17 protein-coding genes are annotated in these 19,074 nt (G+C 71.6%); 11 read left to right on the top strand and 6 right to left on the bottom strand.

Annotated features, from left to right (window positions below):
- Positions 1 to 12: 12 nt before the first annotated feature.
- The 4 genes from AB0I81_RS03795 (at position 13) to AB0I81_RS03780 (ending at position 5,569) form a co-directional block, all read left to right on the top strand.
- Positions 13 to 1,473, top strand: a complete 1,461-nt coding sequence (locus AB0I81_RS03795; protein ID WP_360649335.1) for an FAD-binding oxidoreductase — start codon at positions 13 to 15, stop codon at positions 1,471 to 1,473.
- A gap of 123 nt (positions 1,474 to 1,596) precedes the next feature.
- Complete coding sequence (locus AB0I81_RS03790) at positions 1,597 to 3,135, top strand: MFS transporter (RefSeq protein ID WP_360649332.1); 1,539 nt, start codon at positions 1,597 to 1,599, stop codon at positions 3,133 to 3,135.
- Between the two features lie 26 nt (positions 3,136 to 3,161).
- Entirely contained in the window at positions 3,162 to 4,313 is a 1,152-nt protein-coding gene (locus AB0I81_RS03785) for an FAD-dependent monooxygenase (protein WP_360649329.1), read from the top strand.
- Between the two features lie 218 nt (positions 4,314 to 4,531).
- A complete protein-coding gene (locus tag AB0I81_RS03780; protein WP_360649326.1) occupies positions 4,532 to 5,569 on the top strand; it encodes an acyl-CoA desaturase in 1,038 nt (345 codons plus the stop codon).
- On the opposite strand, the gene AB0I81_RS03775 is transcribed toward AB0I81_RS03780, so the two are convergent.
- Positions 5,559 to 5,849: a hypothetical protein gene (locus AB0I81_RS03775; RefSeq protein WP_360649323.1), complete on the bottom strand. Its 291-nt coding sequence runs from the start codon at positions 5,847 to 5,849 to the stop codon at positions 5,559 to 5,561. The genes AB0I81_RS03780 and AB0I81_RS03775 overlap by 11 nt on opposite strands.
- A 72-nt stretch (positions 5,850 to 5,921) precedes the next feature.
- Here AB0I81_RS03775 and AB0I81_RS03770 point away from each other — a divergent pair, with 72 nt between their 5' ends.
- The 3 genes from AB0I81_RS03770 (at position 5,922) to AB0I81_RS03760 (ending at position 8,207) form a co-directional block, all read left to right on the top strand.
- A complete protein-coding gene (locus AB0I81_RS03770) occupies positions 5,922 to 6,512 on the top strand; it encodes a hypothetical protein (protein WP_360649320.1) in 591 nt (196 codons plus the stop codon).
- Positions 6,513 to 6,595: 83 nt separating this feature from the next.
- Complete coding sequence (locus tag AB0I81_RS03765; protein WP_360649317.1) at positions 6,596 to 7,219, top strand: copper resistance protein CopC; 624 nt, start codon at positions 6,596 to 6,598, stop codon at positions 7,217 to 7,219.
- Positions 7,209 to 8,207, top strand: coding sequence for a hypothetical protein (locus AB0I81_RS03760; protein ID WP_360649314.1), 999 nt, complete (start codon positions 7,209 to 7,211; stop codon positions 8,205 to 8,207). The genes AB0I81_RS03765 and AB0I81_RS03760 overlap by 11 nt, the downstream gene beginning before the upstream one ends.
- Before the next feature lie 19 nt (positions 8,208 to 8,226).
- Here the strand turns inward: AB0I81_RS03760 and AB0I81_RS03755 are convergent, their stop codons facing one another.
- Entirely contained in the window at positions 8,227 to 9,213 is a 987-nt protein-coding gene (locus AB0I81_RS03755; RefSeq protein ID WP_360649311.1) for an aldo/keto reductase, read from the bottom strand.
- Positions 9,214 to 9,360: 147 nt separating this feature from the next.
- On the opposite strand from AB0I81_RS03755, the gene AB0I81_RS03750 reads away from it, so the two are divergent.
- Positions 9,361 to 10,218: a helix-turn-helix transcriptional regulator gene (locus AB0I81_RS03750; protein WP_360649308.1), complete on the top strand. Its 858-nt coding sequence runs from the start codon at positions 9,361 to 9,363 to the stop codon at positions 10,216 to 10,218.
- A gap of 92 nt (positions 10,219 to 10,310) precedes the next feature.
- Here AB0I81_RS03750 and AB0I81_RS03745 read toward each other — a convergent pair whose 3' ends face one another.
- The 3 genes from AB0I81_RS03745 to AB0I81_RS03735 all read right to left on the bottom strand — a co-directional run bounded on the left by AB0I81_RS03745 (position 10,311) and on the right by AB0I81_RS03735 (position 13,958).
- Entirely contained in the window at positions 10,311 to 12,215 is a 1,905-nt protein-coding gene (locus AB0I81_RS03745) for a hypothetical protein (RefSeq protein WP_360649305.1), read from the bottom strand.
- Between the two features lie 91 nt (positions 12,216 to 12,306).
- The gene (locus tag AB0I81_RS03740) at positions 12,307 to 13,467 is read right to left on the bottom strand and encodes a cation:proton antiporter (protein WP_360649302.1); all 1,161 of its coding nucleotides are present in this window, start codon (positions 13,465 to 13,467) and stop codon (positions 12,307 to 12,309) included.
- A gap of 8 nt (positions 13,468 to 13,475) precedes the next feature.
- On the bottom strand, positions 13,476 to 13,958 hold the full coding sequence (locus tag AB0I81_RS03735) for a cation:proton antiporter regulatory subunit (RefSeq protein ID WP_360649299.1): 483 nt from the start codon (positions 13,956 to 13,958) through the stop codon (positions 13,476 to 13,478).
- 219 nt (positions 13,959 to 14,177) lie between these two features.
- Between AB0I81_RS03735 and AB0I81_RS03730 the strand changes: the two genes are divergently transcribed.
- The 3 genes from AB0I81_RS03730 to AB0I81_RS03720 all read left to right on the top strand — a co-directional run bounded on the left by AB0I81_RS03730 (position 14,178) and on the right by AB0I81_RS03720 (position 16,444).
- Complete coding sequence (locus AB0I81_RS03730; protein WP_360649296.1) at positions 14,178 to 14,822, top strand: response regulator transcription factor; 645 nt, start codon at positions 14,178 to 14,180, stop codon at positions 14,820 to 14,822.
- A 121-nt stretch (positions 14,823 to 14,943) separates the two neighbouring features.
- Positions 14,944 to 15,363 carry an ATP-binding protein gene (locus AB0I81_RS03725; RefSeq protein ID WP_360649293.1) on the top strand — a complete coding sequence of 140 codons (420 nt, stop codon included), beginning with the start codon at positions 14,944 to 14,946 and terminating at the stop codon, positions 15,361 to 15,363.
- Positions 15,364 to 15,433: 70 nt separating this feature from the next.
- The gene (locus tag AB0I81_RS03720) at positions 15,434 to 16,444 is read left to right on the top strand and encodes a PAS domain S-box protein (protein WP_360649290.1); all 1,011 of its coding nucleotides are present in this window, start codon (positions 15,434 to 15,436) and stop codon (positions 16,442 to 16,444) included.
- A 127-nt stretch (positions 16,445 to 16,571) separates the two neighbouring features.
- Here AB0I81_RS03720 and AB0I81_RS03715 read toward each other — a convergent pair whose 3' ends face one another.
- Entirely contained in the window at positions 16,572 to 18,881 is a 2,310-nt protein-coding gene (locus AB0I81_RS03715; protein ID WP_360649287.1) for a phosphoketolase family protein, read from the bottom strand.
- Positions 18,882 to 19,074 lie beyond the last annotated feature (193 nt).

Genomic DNA, 19,074 nt, shown 5'->3' with positions numbered 1-19,074 from the left:
TTGAGGAGAGTCATGCAGGGACCATCGCGACTGGAGCTGAGGTCGCGTGATGTGGGGGGCCACCAGCCGCGCACCGTGGCGGGCGTCGAAACGCCACGCGGCCTCGACGAGGTACGGGCGCTCGTCCGCCAGGCCATGGCCACCGGGGCCCGCCTGTACCCGATCAGCACCGGCAGGAACTGGGGCATGGGCTCGGCCGTACCGGTCAGCGACGACAACCTGGTCGTGGACCTCAGCGGCATGAACCGGGTGCGCAGCCTCGACCTGGAGGCCGGCTACGCGGTCATCGAACCCGGGGTCACCCAGCGGCAACTCGCCGCGCTGCTGCGCGACACGCCGTGGATGCTCAACGTCACCGCCTCTTGTGCCGACACCTCCGTCGTCGGCAACGGGCTCGACCGAGGTGACGGCTGCATCCGCTCGCGCGTGCACGACGTGGCGGGGCTGGAGGCCGTGCTGGCCGACGGCAGCGTGGTCACCACCGGCGGGCTGGACCCGGCGGGGCGCTATCACGGCCGGGTCGCCGGGCCCGACTTGACTCCCGCGTTCGTCCAGCACAACCTGGGCGTCATCACCGCCATGGCCGTGGCGCTGGTGCCGCGCCCGCAGACCGTCGCCCTGGTGCACGGCCGGCTCCAGCGCGACCAGATCGGCGTGGCGCTCGGCGCGCTCACCGCGTTCCTGCGCAGGGGCAACCCGGCCGAGGGCCTGCTGCGCGTACGTGAGCTGTCGCTCGTCCCCACGGAGGGGAACGACTGGGGGGCGATCGAGGGGACGGGCGCAGGGGCCGGCGCCGTCGCCGGCGGCGGAGACTGGACGCTGCCGGCCGGTGTCGACCCCGGCCTGTTCACCATCCTCGGCCCCCTCATGGGCAGCGACGCCACCGTGGAGCTGGCCGAGGAACTGCTGCGCAAGGCGCTGATCGAGGTCGAGGGGGCCGAGGCGGTGCGCGTGGTTGACGCCTCGGAGGTGAGCCCCGAGGACCCGCTCTACCCCAGGGCGCTCATGGCGCAGGGCATCCCCACCTGCCGTGGGGTGCACAACGCGCTCGGCGTGACCTCGTGCGACCAGATCGACGAGGGCGCGATGGGCTTCCTGGCGCTCCTGCCGCTGATGCCCATGCACGCGCGCAGGACCGAGCACATCCTGGCCGCCCTGCAGACGGCCGTGGACCGATACGGCACCGCACTCATGATGGAGTGGAACCTCGTCGGCAGGCACATGGCCAACGGCGTCATCCAGATCTTCTTCGACCGCCGCGCGCCCGGCGCCCCCCACCGCGCGCACCAGCTCCGCAACGACGGCAACTGCCTGCTGCGCGGGAACGGCTGCGCCATCTACCGCTCCGACATCGACCACGCCGCCGCCGACGTCTGGTCCGAGACCAGTACCGCCGGCCTCGGCATGTTGCACAGGCTCAAGACGGCGCTCGACCCGGACGGGCTGATCTCGCCCGGCCGGTACGGCGCCTGAGAACGTCCGGCTCCGCCGCCCGCACAGCCGGAGACGTGCCCGCGGCGGAGAAGAAGCGACGCCTATATGGGAGGACACGTGCGTTCGTCACCAGCGGCCGTCAGTGCGACCGGACCGACCAGTGTGAACCGGCGTCACGCGGTCATGCTGCGCCTGGTCGGCGCCGGGGTCATGTTGACGGTGATGGCCGACACCACGGCCACCACCCTGGCAGTGGGAGTGCTGCGTTACACGCCCGCCGGCGCCGCCATGCCGCTGGGTGACCTGGTCTGGCTGACCAGCGCGGCCTTCATCCCCATCGCGGCGCTGCTGGCGACGGCGGGCCGCTGGGCCGACCTGTTCGGCCGCCGCCGTGTGCTGGCGGTCGGGCTCGTGGTGTTCGTGCTGGGCGGCATCGCCACCGTCGCCGTGGAGCCCTGGTCGTACGTGCTGGCCGCAAGGGCCGTCCAGGGCGCCGGGGCCGCGGCGATGATCCCGGCCAGTCTCGGGCTGCTGCTCGGGGAGCTGCCGGAGTCGCAGCGCCGCGGCGCGATCGCGCTGTGGAGCTCCGCCTCCGGCCTGGGCTGCCTGCTCATGCAGGCGGGCGGCGGCTGGCTGGCCGCCACCGTCGGCTGGCGGGCGCTGTTCGTGCCGGACGTCGTCATCGGCGTCGCCCTGCTGATCGCGTGCTTCGCGCTCCCGAAGGGCAGGCGCTCCGGCGCCAGGGGCATGCCGGACATCCTCGGCGCCTGGCTGCTGGCGGCCGGGATCGCCGTGGTGGTCCTGGCCATCTCCAAGGCCATGGCCTGGGGCATGGACGTGGTGTGGCTGGCGCTGGCCGCGCTGGCCCTGATCGGCGGCGCGCTCGCGCAGGCCAGGCACCATCGCCTGCCGGCGATCGACCTGGCCCTGTGGCGGCGGCCCCGGTTCGTCTGGGGGTGGCTGGCCACCTGGGGGTTCGGCGCGCTGTCGTACGGGCTGCTCACCGTGCAGCCGCTCTACCTGCTGCACCTCGGCTACCCCATGCTCGAAGTGGCCATGTGGCTGACCCCCACCTCGGTCGCCGTCGTCGTGACGGCCTTCCTGGCCGGAAAGGTCGTCCAACGGATCGGCGCGTACGGCCTCATCTACACCGGCTCGCTGCTCTGCGGCGGCGCCTGCGTGCTCGTGCTGACGCAGGCGGGTCCCACCGTGTGGGGCCTGGTCGCCAGCGTCGTGGTAGGCATCGGGGTCGGCGCGCTCGCGCCCGGCACCTCCGTCGCCACCACCCTGGCCGCCCGCCCCCACCAGTACGCCTCCGCCGTCGGCGCGGCCACCATGGCCCGCATGGTCGGCGGCGCCGTGGGGATCGCCGTGGTGTCCGTCGTGATCGACCACCCGTTCATGACCGGCCCCTTCGCCGGTCTGGCGGGCGCGCTCGCCACCTGTGTGGCGATCTCGGTGCTGATCGGCGCACTGGCCCTGACCAAGATCACCCGGCTGCGACCGGACCCGGGTGACGTCATGATCAAAGTGCCTCGCAGGTTGCTGATCGAACTGCGCACGACCCTCGCCACTGTCGCGGCGGAGGCCGACGCGCTGCTGCCAGTCGAGACCCGCACTCCCCTCGCCGACAACCACGTCCCGCGGCCGAGGGCGGCCGAACCCGGCCCGCTCGCCGGAATCCGCGGGCATACGAACTAGTTCAACCATTCGAAAGGGCTCTCGTCATGGCAACCTCATCGTGCGACGTGGCCATCGTCGGCGCCGGACTCGGCGGCTGCTTCCTGGCTCTCCTGCTGGGGCGCCGCGGCCAGAACGTCGTCGTCATCGAGCAGGGACCGTCGATCCCGAGCGCGGGCGCGGACTTCCTCAAGCCCCCGGGGCTGCGGGTGCTCGCCAGGCACGGGCTGGCCGACCTCGTCGGACGCCATGGCCTGCGACGTGACATCATCCGCTACTACCATGATGGCGACCCCATCCAGGAGTGCCGTTTCCCCGACGGCGGCTTCCTCATCCGTCCCTACCGGGAACTGGTCGAGCTCATCTACACCTCCTGTGCGATGGAGGGCGTCGAGTTCTGGTTCGACGCCAGCATCGCCGACATCGCGGTTGGCGAGGGCCCGGTGGGACAGCAGGTGGAAGAGCTGATGCTGGCGGACGGGCGCAGGTTACGGGCCGGGGTCGTGATCGGCGCGGACGGCACCAAGTCGGCCGTGCGCCAGGCACTGGGCATCGAGCAGCGCACGATGCCGTACGAGCGGCTGCTCATGCGGGTGGCCACCGTGCCGCTGAGTGCCAGCGTCGCCCGGCTCAACAGGCTCTACTTCAGCTCCGAGGGCTGGCTCACCTACCTCTACCCGATCGACAGGGACCAGGCCCGCGTGTTCGTCGGCCTGCCCCCCGAGGACGATAAGGAGATCTTCCAGGACGGCATCCCGGCGCTGCTGGACGAGCTCAAGAAGTTCGTCACCGACAGCTCCGACGCCTTCAACTCCCTGCAGCCCGCCACCTGGCAGCGCATCAAGGTCTCCTCGCTGCGGGTGGAGTCCTACCACAGGGGCAACGCCGCGCTGCTCGGCTCGGCCGCGTTCGCCTGCCACCCGATGACGGGCATGGGCATGAGCTACACGCTGTACGACGCCGAGATCCTGGCCGACGTCATCTGCGCCGCCGCCGGCGATCCCGAACTGCTCGACCGGCTCCTCCAGGCCCGCTACGAACCCCGCAGGCACGCGCACCGCCAGCTCATCGACTACGGCGACGCCCTGGCCGCGACCTTCCGCGACCGGGAGGCGTACCTGGCGGCCTTCCGCCCGGAGTTGCACGTCCACGGCGTGGCGGCCGCACCGGAACCGCTGCCCGCCCTGCAGCCGGCCTGAGCCGGCACCCCCGCCGCCCGCCATTCCCACCAGGTGAGAGTCGTCGTCCAGTGCCACGCTGAGTGCCATGGGCCGGCCCGATCCCAGGCGGCGGGGGCGCCCCCGGCATGGTAGGGCGGGCACTACCAACACAACGGGTGACAGCGGGGGTCCGCCCGTACACCGTCTCTGGCGATCCTGAGGACAGATCAATCTCTTCTCGGCATCGGAGACGAAACGTGACAGTGACAGAAACTCCCAGCCCGCCCGCGAAGGAGCGGGGGAGCGACTTCGCGAAGCTGTCGCGGCGCATCGCCCAGGAGGGCCTGCTCGACCGGCGGCCTGGCTACTACGCGGTGAGGATCGGCCTGGTGGCCGCCTTCTTCGCGGGGACCTGGGCGGTGTTCGCCGCAGTGGGCGACTCCTGGTGGCAACTCCCCGTCGCGGTGCTGCTGGCGGTGGCGTTCGCGCAGGTCACCCTGCTGGCCCACGACCTGGCGCACGGACAGATCTTCCGGTCCCGGCGCACCAGCAGGACCGCCGGGCTGATCGTCGGCAACCTGGCGGTCGGGCTCAGCTACGGCTGGTGGATGGACAAGCACACCCGTCACCACGCCAACCCCAACCACGAGGACCACGACCCCGACGTGGCGCCCGACGTCCTGATCTGGTCGCAGAAGCAGGCCGAGGCCAGCCGGGGGCTGCCCCGGTTCATCGGCCGCTACCAGGCGTTCCTGTTCTTCCCCCTGCTCACGCTCGAAGGGATCAACCTCAAGGTGTCCAGCTTCCGCGCGCTGCGCAGGAAGACGCTCAAGAACCGGGGGACCGAGGGGCTGCTGCTGAGCGCGCACGTGCTGGCCTACCTGGGGGTGGTGTTCCTGGTGCTGCCGCTGCCCAAGGCGCTGCTGTTCCTGGCCGTGCACCAGGCGTGCTACGGCATCTACCTGGGCTGCACCTTCGCGCCCAACCACAAGGGCATGCCCGTGCTCACCGCCGAGGACGAGCTGGACTTCCTCCGCCGCCAGGTCCTGACCTCACGCAACGTACGCGGCGGGCACGTCGTCAACACCGCGCTCGGCGGCCTGAACTACCAGATCGAGCACCACCTGTTCCCCAGCATGCCCTCCGCGAACCTGCGCAGGGCACAGCCCATCGTGCGCGACTACTGCGCCTCGCTCGGCGTCGACTACGTCGAGTGCGGCCTGCTGGAGTCATGGGGACAGGCGCTGCGCCACCTGCACGAGGCGGGCCGTCCGCTGCGCGCCGTCAAGACGTGACGACCAGCTCCCGCCCGTTGAAGTCCTCCCGTATCTGATGGCCGGCGTCGGCCAGGATCGTCCGCAGCGCCAGTTGGACCGCGGCCCTGATGGTCGCGTGCCTGACAAGGTGGTCGGCCGAGGTGCCCCAGGTGATGACCACCCCGCGCGTGGGGTCGTGCCACACGCCGAGCCCGCCGTCGGCGGACATCAGCGAAGGCTCGACGGTGAAACCCGCGTCCGAAAGCTCCCGGCGGACCGTGCGCTCCAGGTCCTGTCCGGCGCTCGTGACGATGTCCATCCGGATCCGCTGCCCTCACAGACGCGTTCCGAACCTCCGGACGCCGACGAACTCTGTGGAAAGATGTCGGCTGTGTCCTGCGCCGTGTCCTCTGCCCGGCACACCGCGCCCATGCGGGCGTCGGCGGTGCTGCGCCTGTCGCGGGCCGTCGTGTTCGCGACGGTCTGCGGCGCCGTGTCGGCGGGCGGGCACGCGCTGGCCGGCGGGGGGCTCGTGCCGTTCGGGGTCTACCTGGCGGCGGTGCTGGCCGCGCTCGCGCTGGCGTACCTGATCGACGGCCGCGAACGCGGCCCCGCGGCGGTGCTCGCCGCGACCGTGGGCACCCAGACCGTCCTGCACCAGCTTTTCGAACGGCTGGCCCCCGGCGAGGGGGCCGGCCTCGCGCACGCCCACCCGGCGCCGGGGATGTTGCTGGTCCATCTCACGGTGGCGGCGCTGACGGCGTGGTGGCTGCACCGGGGTGAGAGCGCGTTGTGGCTGATGATCCGCCTGTACGGCGCGCCGCGCCCGGCCATCCGGCTGTTCGTCCCCATCGGCGCGACGGCGGGCGCGCCGCCACCGATCCGGCGGCCGATCACCGCCGGCCCGCCGCCCGTGGGCCGGGGCAGGATCATCTCCGGCACGATCACCAGGCGAGGGCCGCCCGCGACGACGCGTTTGTGACGCCTTGTTCGCCCTTTGCCTGTGTCCGGACGTCCGGCGCCACGGGCGCGGTCGTCCGGAAGATCATCTCTGGAGACCCCATCATGGCATTCCTGCCGCGACACATCCGCAGGGCGGCACCGGTCGTGCTCGCCTGCGCCCTCGCGCTGGCCGTCCCCGCCGCGCCCGCCTACGCCCACGACAAGCTCAAGAGCAGTTCGCCCGCCAATGGCGCCGAGGTCTCCTCGGTGAAGGAGATCGAGCTCGAATACACCGCGAGCATCAAGTTCCCGTTCGTCGTGCTGCACGACGCGGCGGGCAAGGAGGTCGAGCTCGGCAAGGCGCGCTCCGACGGGCCCAAGGTGTTCGCCGACGTTCCCCAGCCGCTCACGCCCGGTTCGTACGTGATCGCCTGGCGTGTCGTTTCGTCCGACGGACATCCGATTGAGGGCGAAATTCCCTTTAGCGTGAAAGGATCGGCTTCGCCCTCGCCCACCGGTGAGGGATCCGCGGCGGCCACGCCGTCACCGGCGGCCCCAACAGCCACGGCACCGTCCGCGGGGCCGGCTGCGGGGCCGACCGCGGGTGCGGCGGACGCCACGCCGGCGGCGACCGGCGTCCCCGGCTGGGTCTGGGGCGGGCTGGTGGTGCTTGTCGTGCTGGGCGCGGCCGTCTGGCTCAGGAGTTCGCGCCGGGGCTCTGATCGGGAGGAAGTGAATGCTGATTGAGCAGGCCAGACAGGTCGCTCGGCAGTGGGTGCGGGAGGAGGGCAGCGCGCTGCCCGGCTTCGGCGGCGCGGTACTGACCGGGTCGGCGCTGTGGGCCGACCCGGGTGACGAGCTGGCCCCCACCTCCGACGTGGACGTCATGATCGTCACCAACGCGGAGGCGGACCTCCCTCACATCGGCAAATTCCGGTACGAGGGGGTGCTGCTGGAGGTCGGTTCCATGGCCGCGCCCGGCTCCTCCCACGAGGTGCTGAGCGACTACCACCTGGCGGGCAGCTTCCACCTGCCGTGCGTGCTGGCCGACCCGTCGGGGCGGCTGGGCGAGCTGCAACGGGTGGTGGCGCGCGACTTCGCCGCCCGGCCGTGGATCCTGGCGCGCTGCACCAACGCCATGGACCGCGTGCGGGGCTGGATCAACGGCATGGACGAGTCCGCGCCGCTGCCCGAGCAGGTCAACGCCTGGTTGTTCGGCACAGGGGTGACCACGCACGTGCTGCTGGTGGCCGGGCTGCGCAACCCCACGGTGCGCCGCCGGTACGCGGCCGTGCGCGGCCTGCTCGCCGAGCACGGCCGGCTCGACTTCCACGAGGGCCTGCTCGACCTGCTGGGCTGCGCCGACCTCGGCGCCGCGCGGGTGGCGCACCACCTGGCGGAGCTGGAGAAGGTGTTCGACGCGGCCGCCGCGCTGCGCGTGCCGTCCTACCGGTTCGACTCCGACGTCTCCGCCGTCGCCAGGCCGGCCGCCATAGACGGCACCCGCGAGCTGATCGCCGCCGGGCTGCACAGGGAGGCGGTCTTCTGGCTGGTCGTCACGTACGTGCGGTGCCTGGCCAAGCGGGCGGCGGCCGGCGAGAGCGGGTACGAGGACGGCCTAAGGGCGCTGCTGGCGGACCTGGGCGCCGAGACGTTCGCCGACCGGCGGCGCCGCGGGGACCGGGTCCTCGCGGCACTGCCGGGACTCTGGCAGACGGCCACCGGGCTCTGCTGAGCCCTCCGGGCCCCGAGTTCTAGCGACCGGACAGGCGGGGGAGCGCGTCGCCGTAGAGGTCCGGGCTGCGGTCCGCCTCGCCGACGAAGTCGCCGGGGAAGCCCAGCTCGAACGGCACCGCCGCCTCCAGCCGCCGCACCGCCTCATCGGGCAGCTCCACCCCGGAGGCGCCCAGGTTGTCCTTGAGCTGCTCGGCGCTGCTCGTACCGAGGATCGGCAGCACCCCGCGCCGCAGCGCCCACGCGAGCGCGACCTGCGAGGGCGTGACGCCCAGTTCCCCGGCCACCTCGATCACGGCGGCGGCCCCCGCCCGGTCCCGCTCGCTGATCGACTCGGGTGACACGCGGGAGGCGCTCGCCCCCGGCACGGCGTACCTGCCCGACAGCACCCCCCGCGCGAGCACACCCCAGGCCGCCACGCTGATCTCCTGGGCCCGCGCCATCGGCAGCAGTTCCCGCTCGATGTCGCGCCACAGCAGGCTGTAGGGCACCTGCAGCCCCGCGAACGGCGTCCAGCCGCGCCACTCGGCCAGCGTGTTGGCCCTGCTGACCACCCACGCGGGCGCGTCGGAGATGCCCACGTACAACACCTTGCCCGAGCGGACCACGTCGTCCAGCGCCCGCATCGTCTCCTCGATCGGGGTGTGCCGGTCCCAGACGTGCACCCAGAACAGGTCGATGTAGTCGGTACGCAGCCGCCGCAGGCTCTGCTCCAGCGACAGGACGAGGTTCTTGCGGTGGTTGCCGGCCGCGTTCAGGTCGGTGCGGTCGCGGGTCGGGGTGTACTTGGTGGCCAGCACGAAACGATCGCGGCGGCCCTGGAGCAGTTCGCCGACGACGTTCTCGCTCTCGCCGTACATCGAGGCCGTGTCCACCACGTTGCCGCCGGACTCGGCGTACAGGTCGAAGATGCCGCGCACCTCCGGCGACGCCTCGTTGTAGGTCATCGCGCCGAGGAACAACTCGGAGACCCGCAGGCCGGTACGGCCCAGCAGACGGTAACGCACTAGACCACCCGCCCGGTGACCATCGTCGATTTCGGGTTCGTCATGGTCACCAGCCTGCCCGAACCGCCGCGCGACGAGGAAGGCCGAGCTCAGACTGGCCTTGGGAGGGACACGATAACGGCCGTGGGCGCCCGTAGACTCCGTGACGTGAGCGACAACGAGCTGGGCGCCTACCTGCGCGACCGCCGAGAGGCACTCAAGCCCGCCGACGTCGGGCTGCCGGACGGCAGCCGGCGGCGCACGCCGGGGCTGCGCAGGTCCGAGCTGGCGACCGTGGCGGGAGTGAGCGTCGAATACCTGACCAGGCTGGAGCAGGGCCGCGACCGCAACCCGTCGGTGCAGGTGCTCGTGTCGCTCGCCGAGGCCCTGCGCATGACCCCCGAGGAGCGCGTCCACCTGCGCTTCCTGGCCAAGGTGACCAGCGGCGCCGTCGCGCTGTGCCCCGGCACGGGGCTGGCGCCCTCCCGCACGGTACGGCCGACCGTGCGGGCGCTGCTGGACAGCCTTGAGCCCGCGCCCGCCGCGCTGTTCAACCGGCTCGGGGAGATCCTCTGCCGCACCGCGGGGTTCGAGCGGCTGTTCGGCCCCGTCGGGCTGCTGGAGGAGGAGTACCCCTCCCTGATCTGGTACGTCTTCACCGACGCGCGTGCCAGGGTCGCCTTCCCGGACTGGGACAGGGTGGCCGACGAGCAGGCGGCTGCGCTCAAGTACGACATGGGGCCCGACGATCCGTACACGACCGAGTTGATCGACACGCTGTCCTTCGCGGCGGGTGAGGCGTTCACCGGGCGCATGGGCGGGCCGTCCACGCCGCCGCGGATCGCCCCGGTGCAGCGCGTCGTCCACCCGCGGGCCGGGGAGCTGCGGCTGGCCAGGGAGACGCTCGACCTGTCGGCGGGCGAGCAGCGCCTGCTCGTCTACCTGCCCGCCGACACCGCCACGGCCACCGCCCTGGACCTCCTGACCGGCCGCCACCCCGGCGGCCTGCGCGCGGTCAACGCCTGAACCCCGGATCGGGCAGCTCGGATCGGGCAGCTCGGGTCGGGCAGCTCGGGTCGGGCAGCTCGGGTCAGGCAGCTCGGGTCAGGCAGCTCGGGTCAGGCGCGGCGCAGGGAGCGGGTCAGGCCGGCGGCGATCGTCGTGGCCAGCACCCAGCCCGACACGATCAGCCCGTAGGCCAGCCACTGCGTCGCCCCGCCGGGATTGAACGCCTTCTCCTGCCCGAAGTCGATGATCGGCAGCAGCAGGTCCAGCGTGTAGACCAGCGCGTTGAACGCCGGCGACTCGCCGCGCTTCAGCGGCGGCGGCTCGGCCAGCCCGAACACCACCGTGCCCAGCACCAGCAGCGCCAGCAGCCAGCCGGCCGCGCGCAGCGGGCGGAAGCCGTAGCCGACGGTCGCGTCCTGGAGGTGGCCCCAGAACCTGGCGTACCACGGCAGGGTGGTGCGGCGCTGCTGCTGACCGGCCAGGAGCGTCTCGCGGGCGTCGGCCTCGCTGCCCAGCCGCCCGTAGGTCGCGGCGAGCTGCTCGTAGGCGTTGGGCAGGTAGCCGTCCGGGTCGCGGCGCAGCCAGCCCAGCCGTTCGGCGGCGGGCAACATGGGATCGAGCACCTCGTAGGCCAGCCCGTCCATGCGCAGCCGGTCAGGCCACACCTCGGAGTCGTCCTGCAGCACCCCGATGCGCGCGTGCCGCAGATCGACGGTGCCCGCGATGGGTTTGGCGGTACGCAGCCCCAGCTCCTGGGCCTCCAGCCGGCGGCAGTTGAGCGCCTTGCCGCCGGGCGCCTCCAGCGTGGCGTCGTAGAGGCTCAGCCGGCTGCCGATCCGCGCGTTCGCCAGCCGGATCCGGCCCTGCGCGGAGAAACCCTCGGACAGGCTGAGCACCTTGCCCACCGTGATGCCGTTGGCCGACAGCGCCGCGCCGCCGGGGTTGACCAGCCTGGCGCCGTGGAACCGTACGGCGCCGGTCACGGAGGCGTCCATCAGGCTGATCTCGCCCTCGGCCGTCAGCCCCTCACGGGCCTGCAGCATGCCGTCCACGACGAGGCCGTCACCCGCCAGCACCAGGTCACCGGGGTTGTTCAGGCGCGCGCCGTTCAGGTTGAGCGTGCGGCCGATGGTGGCGGCCTCCAGCCAGACGATGCCCTCGGTCTCGATCAGCGACAGGAACAGGCCGCTCTCGGCGTTCAGCCCGCCGCCGCGCACCGCGAGCCGGCCGGGGTTGCGCAGCCGCGAGCCGCGCAGCGTGAGCGGGCCGCTGACCCGCGCGAAGCGCAGGCTGAACTCCCCGTCCACCTCCATCCGCCGCGCGAAGAGGCCGACCTGGACGATCATGTTCGAGCCGCCGAACGCCGAACCGCCCGGAGCCCGCAGGCGGGCGCCGTCGAAGTTCACGGCCGCGCCGATCCTGGCCGCGGTGAGATCGATCCCGCCGTCGCAGATGAAGCCGTCCGTGGCCATCAGGTTGCTGCCGACATCGAGGTGCTCGGCGTTGACGGCGAGGCCGTCCGGGTGCTCCAGGTGGGCGCCGTTCAGCGACAGGTTGCTGCTGATCCTGGCGCTGCGCAGGCGCAGCTGCCCGGTGACATGGCAGCCGGTCAGCCGCAGGTCGCCCTCGACCTGGAGGTTCGAGCCGACCAGTCCCGGCAGGCTGGAGCCGGTGAAGCTGAGGAAACGGGTACGCGCCTGGTAGAGGTCGGGCGTCTCGTCGAAGGCGCACCTGCTGAACGTGACCGGCAGGTCCACCTCGCCGAACGCCAGGTGCAGCTCGCCGGTGATCCGTGCCCCGGTCAGCCGCAGGGCGGGTTTGTCACCGGGGCCGGTGTACTCGCCGAGCAGCAGTCCCGCCAGCACCTCCGCCCTGATGCCGCGGTCCGGGTCCCAGGCGGCGGCGTTGGCGGGGGAGTCGTGGGCGGGATCTCCCGAGCGCAGGTCCACGTCCTGGCCACGGGCGATCGCGGCGGTGACGGCCTGTTCTGCGGGGGTGAGTTCGGCGTTTTGCACAGGGACATCTTGGGTGAATCAGGGGCCGGATGCGGCACATTCGCGTGACCGGGCGGCTCCCGGACGTGTGCACGCCCGGGAGCCGCCCGGTTCAGGCGCGTTTGGCGATGGCCGTGATGAACGGCTGCACCAGCTTGGCCGCCAGGGGGCCGAACGCCGCCAGGATGAGCACGTACGCCGCCGCCAGCGCGCCCAGGTCGGGGTGGACGCCCGCGCCCACCGCCAGGCCCGCGATGACGATGTTGAACTCACCGCGCGGGATGAGCGCGATGCCCGCCCGCGCCTGGCCCGCCTTGGCGATGCCCGCGCGTTTGGCCGCGTACATGCCGGTCAGCAGCTTGGTGACCATGCTGACCAGGGCCAGCAGCGCGGCGAGCCCGGCCACCGGCAGGATCTTCGCCGGATCGGTCTGCAGACCGAAGAAGACGAAGAACACCGCCGCGAACAGGTCGCGCAGCGGCGCGAGCAGCGCCTGCGCGTCCTCGGCCAGCTCGCCCGACAGGGCGATGCCCACCAGGAACGCGCCGACCGCCGCCGAGACCTGCAGCTGCTGCGCGAGACCGGCCACCAGCAGGGCCAGGCCGACGACCTTGAGCAGCAGCACCTCGGAGTTGGGGCTGCTCACGAACGCCTCGATCCAGCGTCCGAAGCGCAGCGCCACGACCAGCACGACGCTGACCGTCAGCAGCGCGATGCCCACCGAGATGGCCCCGCTCACCAGGCTCAGCCCGGCCAGCATGGTCGTCAGGACCGGCAGGTAGATCGCCATCGTGAGGTCTTCGAACACCAGCAGCGACAACACGGTCGGCGTCTCACGGTTACCGAGCCACCCCAGGTCGGACAGCACCTTGGCGGTGATGCCCGACGAGGTGGCGTAGGTGACGCCCGCCATGGCCACGGCCGCGACGGGGCCCCAGCCCAGCAGCAGCGCGATGATGGCGCCCGGCGCCGCGTTGAGCACCAGGTCCACGATGCCCGCGCGCGCGTTGCTCGTCAGGCTCGTGACCAGTTCGTCGGCGTTGTACTCCAGGCCCAGCGTGAGCAGGAGCAGGACCACGCCCAGCTCCGAGCCGACCGAGAGGAACTCCTCGCTGGTGGCCAGCGGCAGCACGCCGCCGGTGCCGAACGCCAGGCCGGCGATCAGATAGAGCGGAATGGGGGAGATGCCGATGCGCAACGACAGCGCGCCGAGAACCCCCAGACCGAGAAGGACAGCACCGAACTCGAGAAAGATGACCGCGGTGTGATGCACCCGCGGCCCTACCCTTCAGCCAGAATGCCGGCGACTTCAGCCGTGCTGTCCTCGCTGCCCACGACGACCACGACGTCCCCGGCACCGAACACGAAGTCCGGCCCGGGGCTGGCGAACACCTGGCCGCCGCGGACCACCGCGACGATGGAGGCGCTCGTACGGGTCCGCACCCGGGCGTCGCCCATGGGCCGGCCCGCGTAAGGGGAGTCGGCCGGGATGGGGAGCTGCACGCTGACCAGGCCCTCGACCTGCTGATGTAGTGCGTTGAGCCGCTGCACGATGCGGGGCGCGCCCAGGATCTCGGCCAGGGCGTCGGCCTCCTCGTCGTTGAGCTTGACCGTCTGGCAGACGGCGTCCGGGTCTTCTTTGTCGTAGATGACCAGATCCCGGCGGCCGGTTCGGTGGGACACGACGCCTACCCGCTGTCCTTTGCGGGTGGTGAAATCGTGTCGTAGCCCGATCCCCGGCAGTGCTGTTTGTTCGACCTCCACCTAACCCACCCGTCCAGATCCATAAATTTCCGGACAACCCTACCAATGTCATATACCGCCATGGTCTGCACCAATAACTCATAGCTCATGGGGTTATGTCCTGCTGGTTGACCCCGTCTCGCTGACGGGATGGACGCGTGAGCGGGCCTCCTGCGCGTGGCGCGCCGGCCGTGCGAGACTGGTCGTCAGATGCAGCGCCACCAGTTGGGACAACGCACCATGCCGACCGCCCCCTCGATCCGGCTGGTACTCGTGGAAGATCACGCCATGGTCGCGGAGGCCATCGGCCTGGCGCTCGGCCGTACCCCGGACATCGAGGTGGTGGCGCAGGCGGGCAGCATCGCCGGCGCCCTGGCCGACACCGGCCGCTGCCAGCCCGACGTCGTCGTGCTCGATCGCCGGCTGCCCGACGGCGACGGCGTCTCGGCCATCGGCCGGCTGACCGCCGTCGCGCCCGGGGTCAGGGTGCTGGTGCTGACCGGCGAGGCGACCGCGTCCGTCGCGGCCAGGGTGGTGGCCGCGGGCGGCGCGGGGTTGCTGGTCAAGTCCTCGCGGCTGGGCGAGCTGGAGTCGGCGGTGCGTGAGGTGGCGGCGGGCGGGGTGGTGTTCGCGCCGGGGCTGCTGCCCGGCGTGCTCGACCGGCTGACCGGCCGCGCGGGTCACCTGGGCTCGGCGCTGACCGCCCGCGAGCGCGAGACGCTGCTGCTCCTGGCCGAGGGCGTCAGCACGCACGAGATCAGCGACCGCCTGGGCGTGGCCCACAACACCGCGCGCAACCACGTCCAGCACGTCCTGGAGAAGCTGGGCGCCAGGTCCAAGCTGGAGGCGGTGGCGTTCGCCCGCAGGGACGGGCTGCTGGACTGAAACCGCCGCGATGATCGGCCGGTATGACGCAAACGCATCAGGAGACGTCCCACATCTGTATCAGGAGAGCTGGGGCGCTTGCGTCTCGTGACGGGCCGCCGGACTACTCGAAAGTAGAGTCGTGGAAAGTAAGGAGGATGAGACGTACCAGGTGGACACCCATCTGCCCCAGGAGCTGGGCAGCATCACGGTGGCGCGAAACCTGGCGGGCACGGCCCTGCGCGAACACGGCTACCAGGGCCGCCACGAGGACGTCCTGCTGGTGGTCTCGGAGCTGGTGACGAACGCGCTCGTCCACGGGGACGGCCGGCCCGCGCTCAGGATGCGGGCCAACACCTCGCATGTACGGGTCGAGGTCGGCGACTCGGGCAAGAGCCTGCCCCGGGCCCGCGAACCCGGCCCGTCGAGCGGGTGGGGGCTGCACGTCGTCCGGCTGCTGTCCACCGGGTGGGGAATCTCCTCCGGCGATGGCGGTAAGGTCGTGTGGTGCGAGCTGGCGGAGCGTCTCGCCTCGGTACAGGTCCGGCCCGCCGAAGCGTGATCGAGTTTGGCTCTGTGGCCAGGTCGTGCAAGGCTGCGGTATGCCCGGCGATGACCAACCGCAGGAGGATATGAGGCTGCTCGTCCAGAGCATCCGTGACTACGCCATCTTCATGCTCGACCCGCACGGCGTGATCGTGAGCTGGAACGTCGGGGCGGAACGCATCAAGGGGTACACCGCCGAAGAGATCATCGGCACTCATTTCTCCGTCTTCTATCCGCCTGAGGCCGTGGCCGCCGGCATTCCCGCCGAGGGCCTGCGGGCCGCCTCCACCGAGGGCCGGTGGGAGGAGGAGGGCTGGCGGGTGCGCAAGGACGGCACCAGGTTCTGGGCCAGCGTGGTCATCACCGCCCTCTACGACGACGGCGGTCACCTGCGCGGATTCGGCAAGGTGACGCGCGACCTGACCGAGCGGCGCAGCATGGCCAGGGCGCTGGACGAACGCGGCGTGCTGCTGGCCCGGCTGGTCCAGGCCCAGGAGCACGAGCGCCGCCGCATCGCCTCCGGCGTACACGACGACACCATCCAGTCCATGGTCGAGGTGGGGATGCGGCTGCGGTTGTGGGGCGAGGAGCTGCCCGGGGCGCAGGCCGCCGCCGTGCGGGCGCTCGGCGCCGCCGTGGACGGAGCCGTGCACCGCCTGCGCGACCTGGCCTTCGACCTGCGTCCGCCCGCCGACGGCCTGATGGAGAGCCTCGGGGGGTATCTGGAGCAGACGATGCCGGGCGCGGGAGTGGCGTACGAGTTGCGCGGCGTCCTGGACGGCGAGCCGCCCGCCGAGGCCATGATCACCGTCTACCGCATCTGCCAGGAGGCGCTGACGAACGTGCGCAAGCATGCCGGAGCCGGGCGGGTCACCGTTGAGCTGGCCTCGCTCGATCTGGGCGTGCACGTGCGCATCCGCGACGACGGCGCGGGACCGGCCTCGGTGGACGGGGAGGCGGGGCACTTCGGGCTGATCGAGATGCGGGAGCGCGCGGAGGCGGCGGGCGGCTGGTGGCAGATCCGGGGCGCGCCGGGCGCGGGCACGACGGTGGAGTTCTGGGTTCCCGCCGTGCCGCGCACCTCGGTCGCGGGGTGAGTACGCCTCCGGCCACGTCTCGGTCGGGCGGTGAGAACGTCTCCGGTCACGTCGTCTCGGTCGCGGGGTGAGAACGTCTCTGGTCACGTCGTCTCGGTCGCGGGGTGAGAACGCCTCCGGTCACGTCTCAGTCGCGCGGTGAGAACGCTTCCGGCCACGTCCACGACCTGATGTCCGCCGGGTCCTCGCCGTGCTCGCGCGTGTACGCGCGCGCCCGCAGCCGTTCGTCGCTCATGCGCTGGCGCAGGTGCGCGGCCGTGGCGCCGAGCCCGGGAACGCGGTCGATGACGTCGATGACCAGGTGGAACCGGTCGATGTCGTTGAGCATGCACATGTCGAACGGCGTCGTCGTGGTGCCCTCCTCCTTGTAACCGCGCACGTGCAGGCCGGCGTGGTTGCGACGGCGGTAGGTGAGCTGGTGGATCAGCGACGGGTAGCCGTGGAAGTTGAAGATCACCGGCTTGTCCGTGGTGAACAGCGTGTCGAACTCGGCGTCCCGCATGCCGTGCGGATGCTCGGACGGCGGCTGCAGCCGCATGAGGTCCACGACGTTGACCACCCGCACCCTCAGCTCGGGCAGGTGCTCGCGCAGCAGCGCGGCGGCGGCCAGCGTCTCCAGGGTGGGCACGTCGCCCGCGCAGGCCAGCACCACGTCGGGCTCTGTGCCCTGGTCGGTGGAGGCCCACGGCAGGATGCCCAGGCCGCGCGTGTTGTGCGCGATGGCCTCCTCCATGGTGAACAGGTCGAGCACCGGCTGCTTGCCGGCCACGACGACGTTCACGTAGTCGCGCGAGCGCAGGCAGTGGTCGCCCACCGAGAGCAGCGTGTTGGCGTCCGGCGGCAGGTAGACGCGCACCACCGACGCCTTCTTGTTCACCACCACGTCCAGGAAGCCCGGGTCCTGGTGGCTGAACCCGTTGTGGTCCTGCCGCCACACGTGCGACGACAGCAGGTACGTCAGCGACGCCACCGGCCGCCGCCACGGGATCTTCTGCGACGCCTCCAGCCACTTGGCGTGCTGGTTGAACATCGCGTCCACGATGTGGATGAACGCCTCGTAGCAGTTGAACAGCCCGTGCCGCCCGGTCAGCAGATAGCCCTCCAGCCAGCCCTGGCACAGGTGCTCGCTCAGCACCTCCATGACCCGGCCGCCCTCGCCCAGGTTCTCGTCCGTCGGCAGCAACTCGGCGTCCCAGGCCCGGTCGGTGACCTCGAAGACCTCCGACAGCCGGTTGGAGGCGGTCTCGTCCGGCCCCATCAGCCGGAACGTGCGCGGGTTGGCGGCGATCACGTCGCGCAGGAACCCGCCCAGCACCCGCGTGGGCTCGCTCGACTGCGCGGCCGGCGACTTCACCTCGACCGCCGCCCTGCGGAAGTCCGGCAGCCGCAGCGGCTCCAGCAGCTCACCGCCGTTGGTGTGCGGGCTGGCGCTCATCCTGCGCTCGCCGCGCGGCACCGTCCCGAGGATGCCCTCGACCGGCCGCCCGTCGGAGCCGAACAGCTCCTCCGGCCGGTAGGAGCGCATCCACTCCTCCAGCATGCCCAGGTGGGCCGGGTTCTCGCGGACCTTGGACAGCGGCACCTGATGCGCGCGCCAGGTGCCCTCGACCGGCTTGCCGTCCACCTCCCGCGGTCCCGTCCAGCCCTTCGGCGTGCGCAGGATGATCATCGGCAGGCGGTCGGCGTCGCCCGCCTTGTACGCGGCCATCTCCTCGAACGCCGTGTCCAGCGTGCCGGCCATCTCCTCGTGGTCGGCGCCGACCAGGTGGGGGCGGTAGCCGTACCCCTCCATGAGCTTGAGCAGCTCCCCCTCGGGGATCCGCGCCAGCACGGTCGGGTTGGCGATCTTGTAGCCGTTGAGGTGCAGAATGGGCAGGACCATCCCGTCGCGGCGGCGGTCCATGAACTTGTTGGAGTGCCAGCTCGCGGCCAGCGGGCCCGTCTCGGCCTCGCCGTCCCCGATGACGCAGGCCACGACCAGGTCGGGGTTGTCGAAGGCGGCGCCGTACGCGTGCGCGAGCGCGTACCCCAGCTCACCGCCCTCGTGGATCGAGCCGGGCGTCTCCGGCGCGACGTGGCTCGGAATGCCGCCGGGGAAGGAGAACTGGCGGAACAGCCGCCGCATGCCCTCCACGTCCTGCGACACGTCCGGGTACCGCTCCGAGTACGAGCCCTCCAGCCACGCGTGCGCCACCGCCGCGGGGCCGCCGTGACCGGGGCCGGCGATGTAGATCATGTCCTGGTCCCGCTCGCGGATCACCCGGTTGAGGTGCGCGAAGCAGAAGTTCAGCCCCGGCGTCGTACCCCAGTGGCCGAGCAGGCGCGGCTTGATGTGCTCCGGTCGCAGCGGCTCGGTGAGCAGCGGATTGTCCAGCAGGTAGATCTGCCCGACGGACAGGTAGTTCGCCGCCCGCCAGTACGCGTCTATATGCTCCATCCCCTGCTGATTCCTCCACAGAAGGCGCGCAATCCCCATCGCCTCATCTGAAACCCGGGAGAGCGTTCCAAAGACGTCCCTCCGCCATGCGCGGAATCAACCACGGAGGGTACGGGGTTACGGGACGATGGGACCAGGCATGATCGGCTCGGCGGCACCGGCTCGCGGCACACCGGTTCGCCTCAGATCGGCT

Origin of the sequence: Nonomuraea sp. NPDC050404, from assembly GCF_040655495.1 — a bacterium.
Lineage (GTDB): Bacteria > Actinomycetota > Actinomycetes > Streptosporangiales > Streptosporangiaceae > Nonomuraea.
This window is presented reverse-complemented; position numbering and strand designations above follow the sequence as displayed.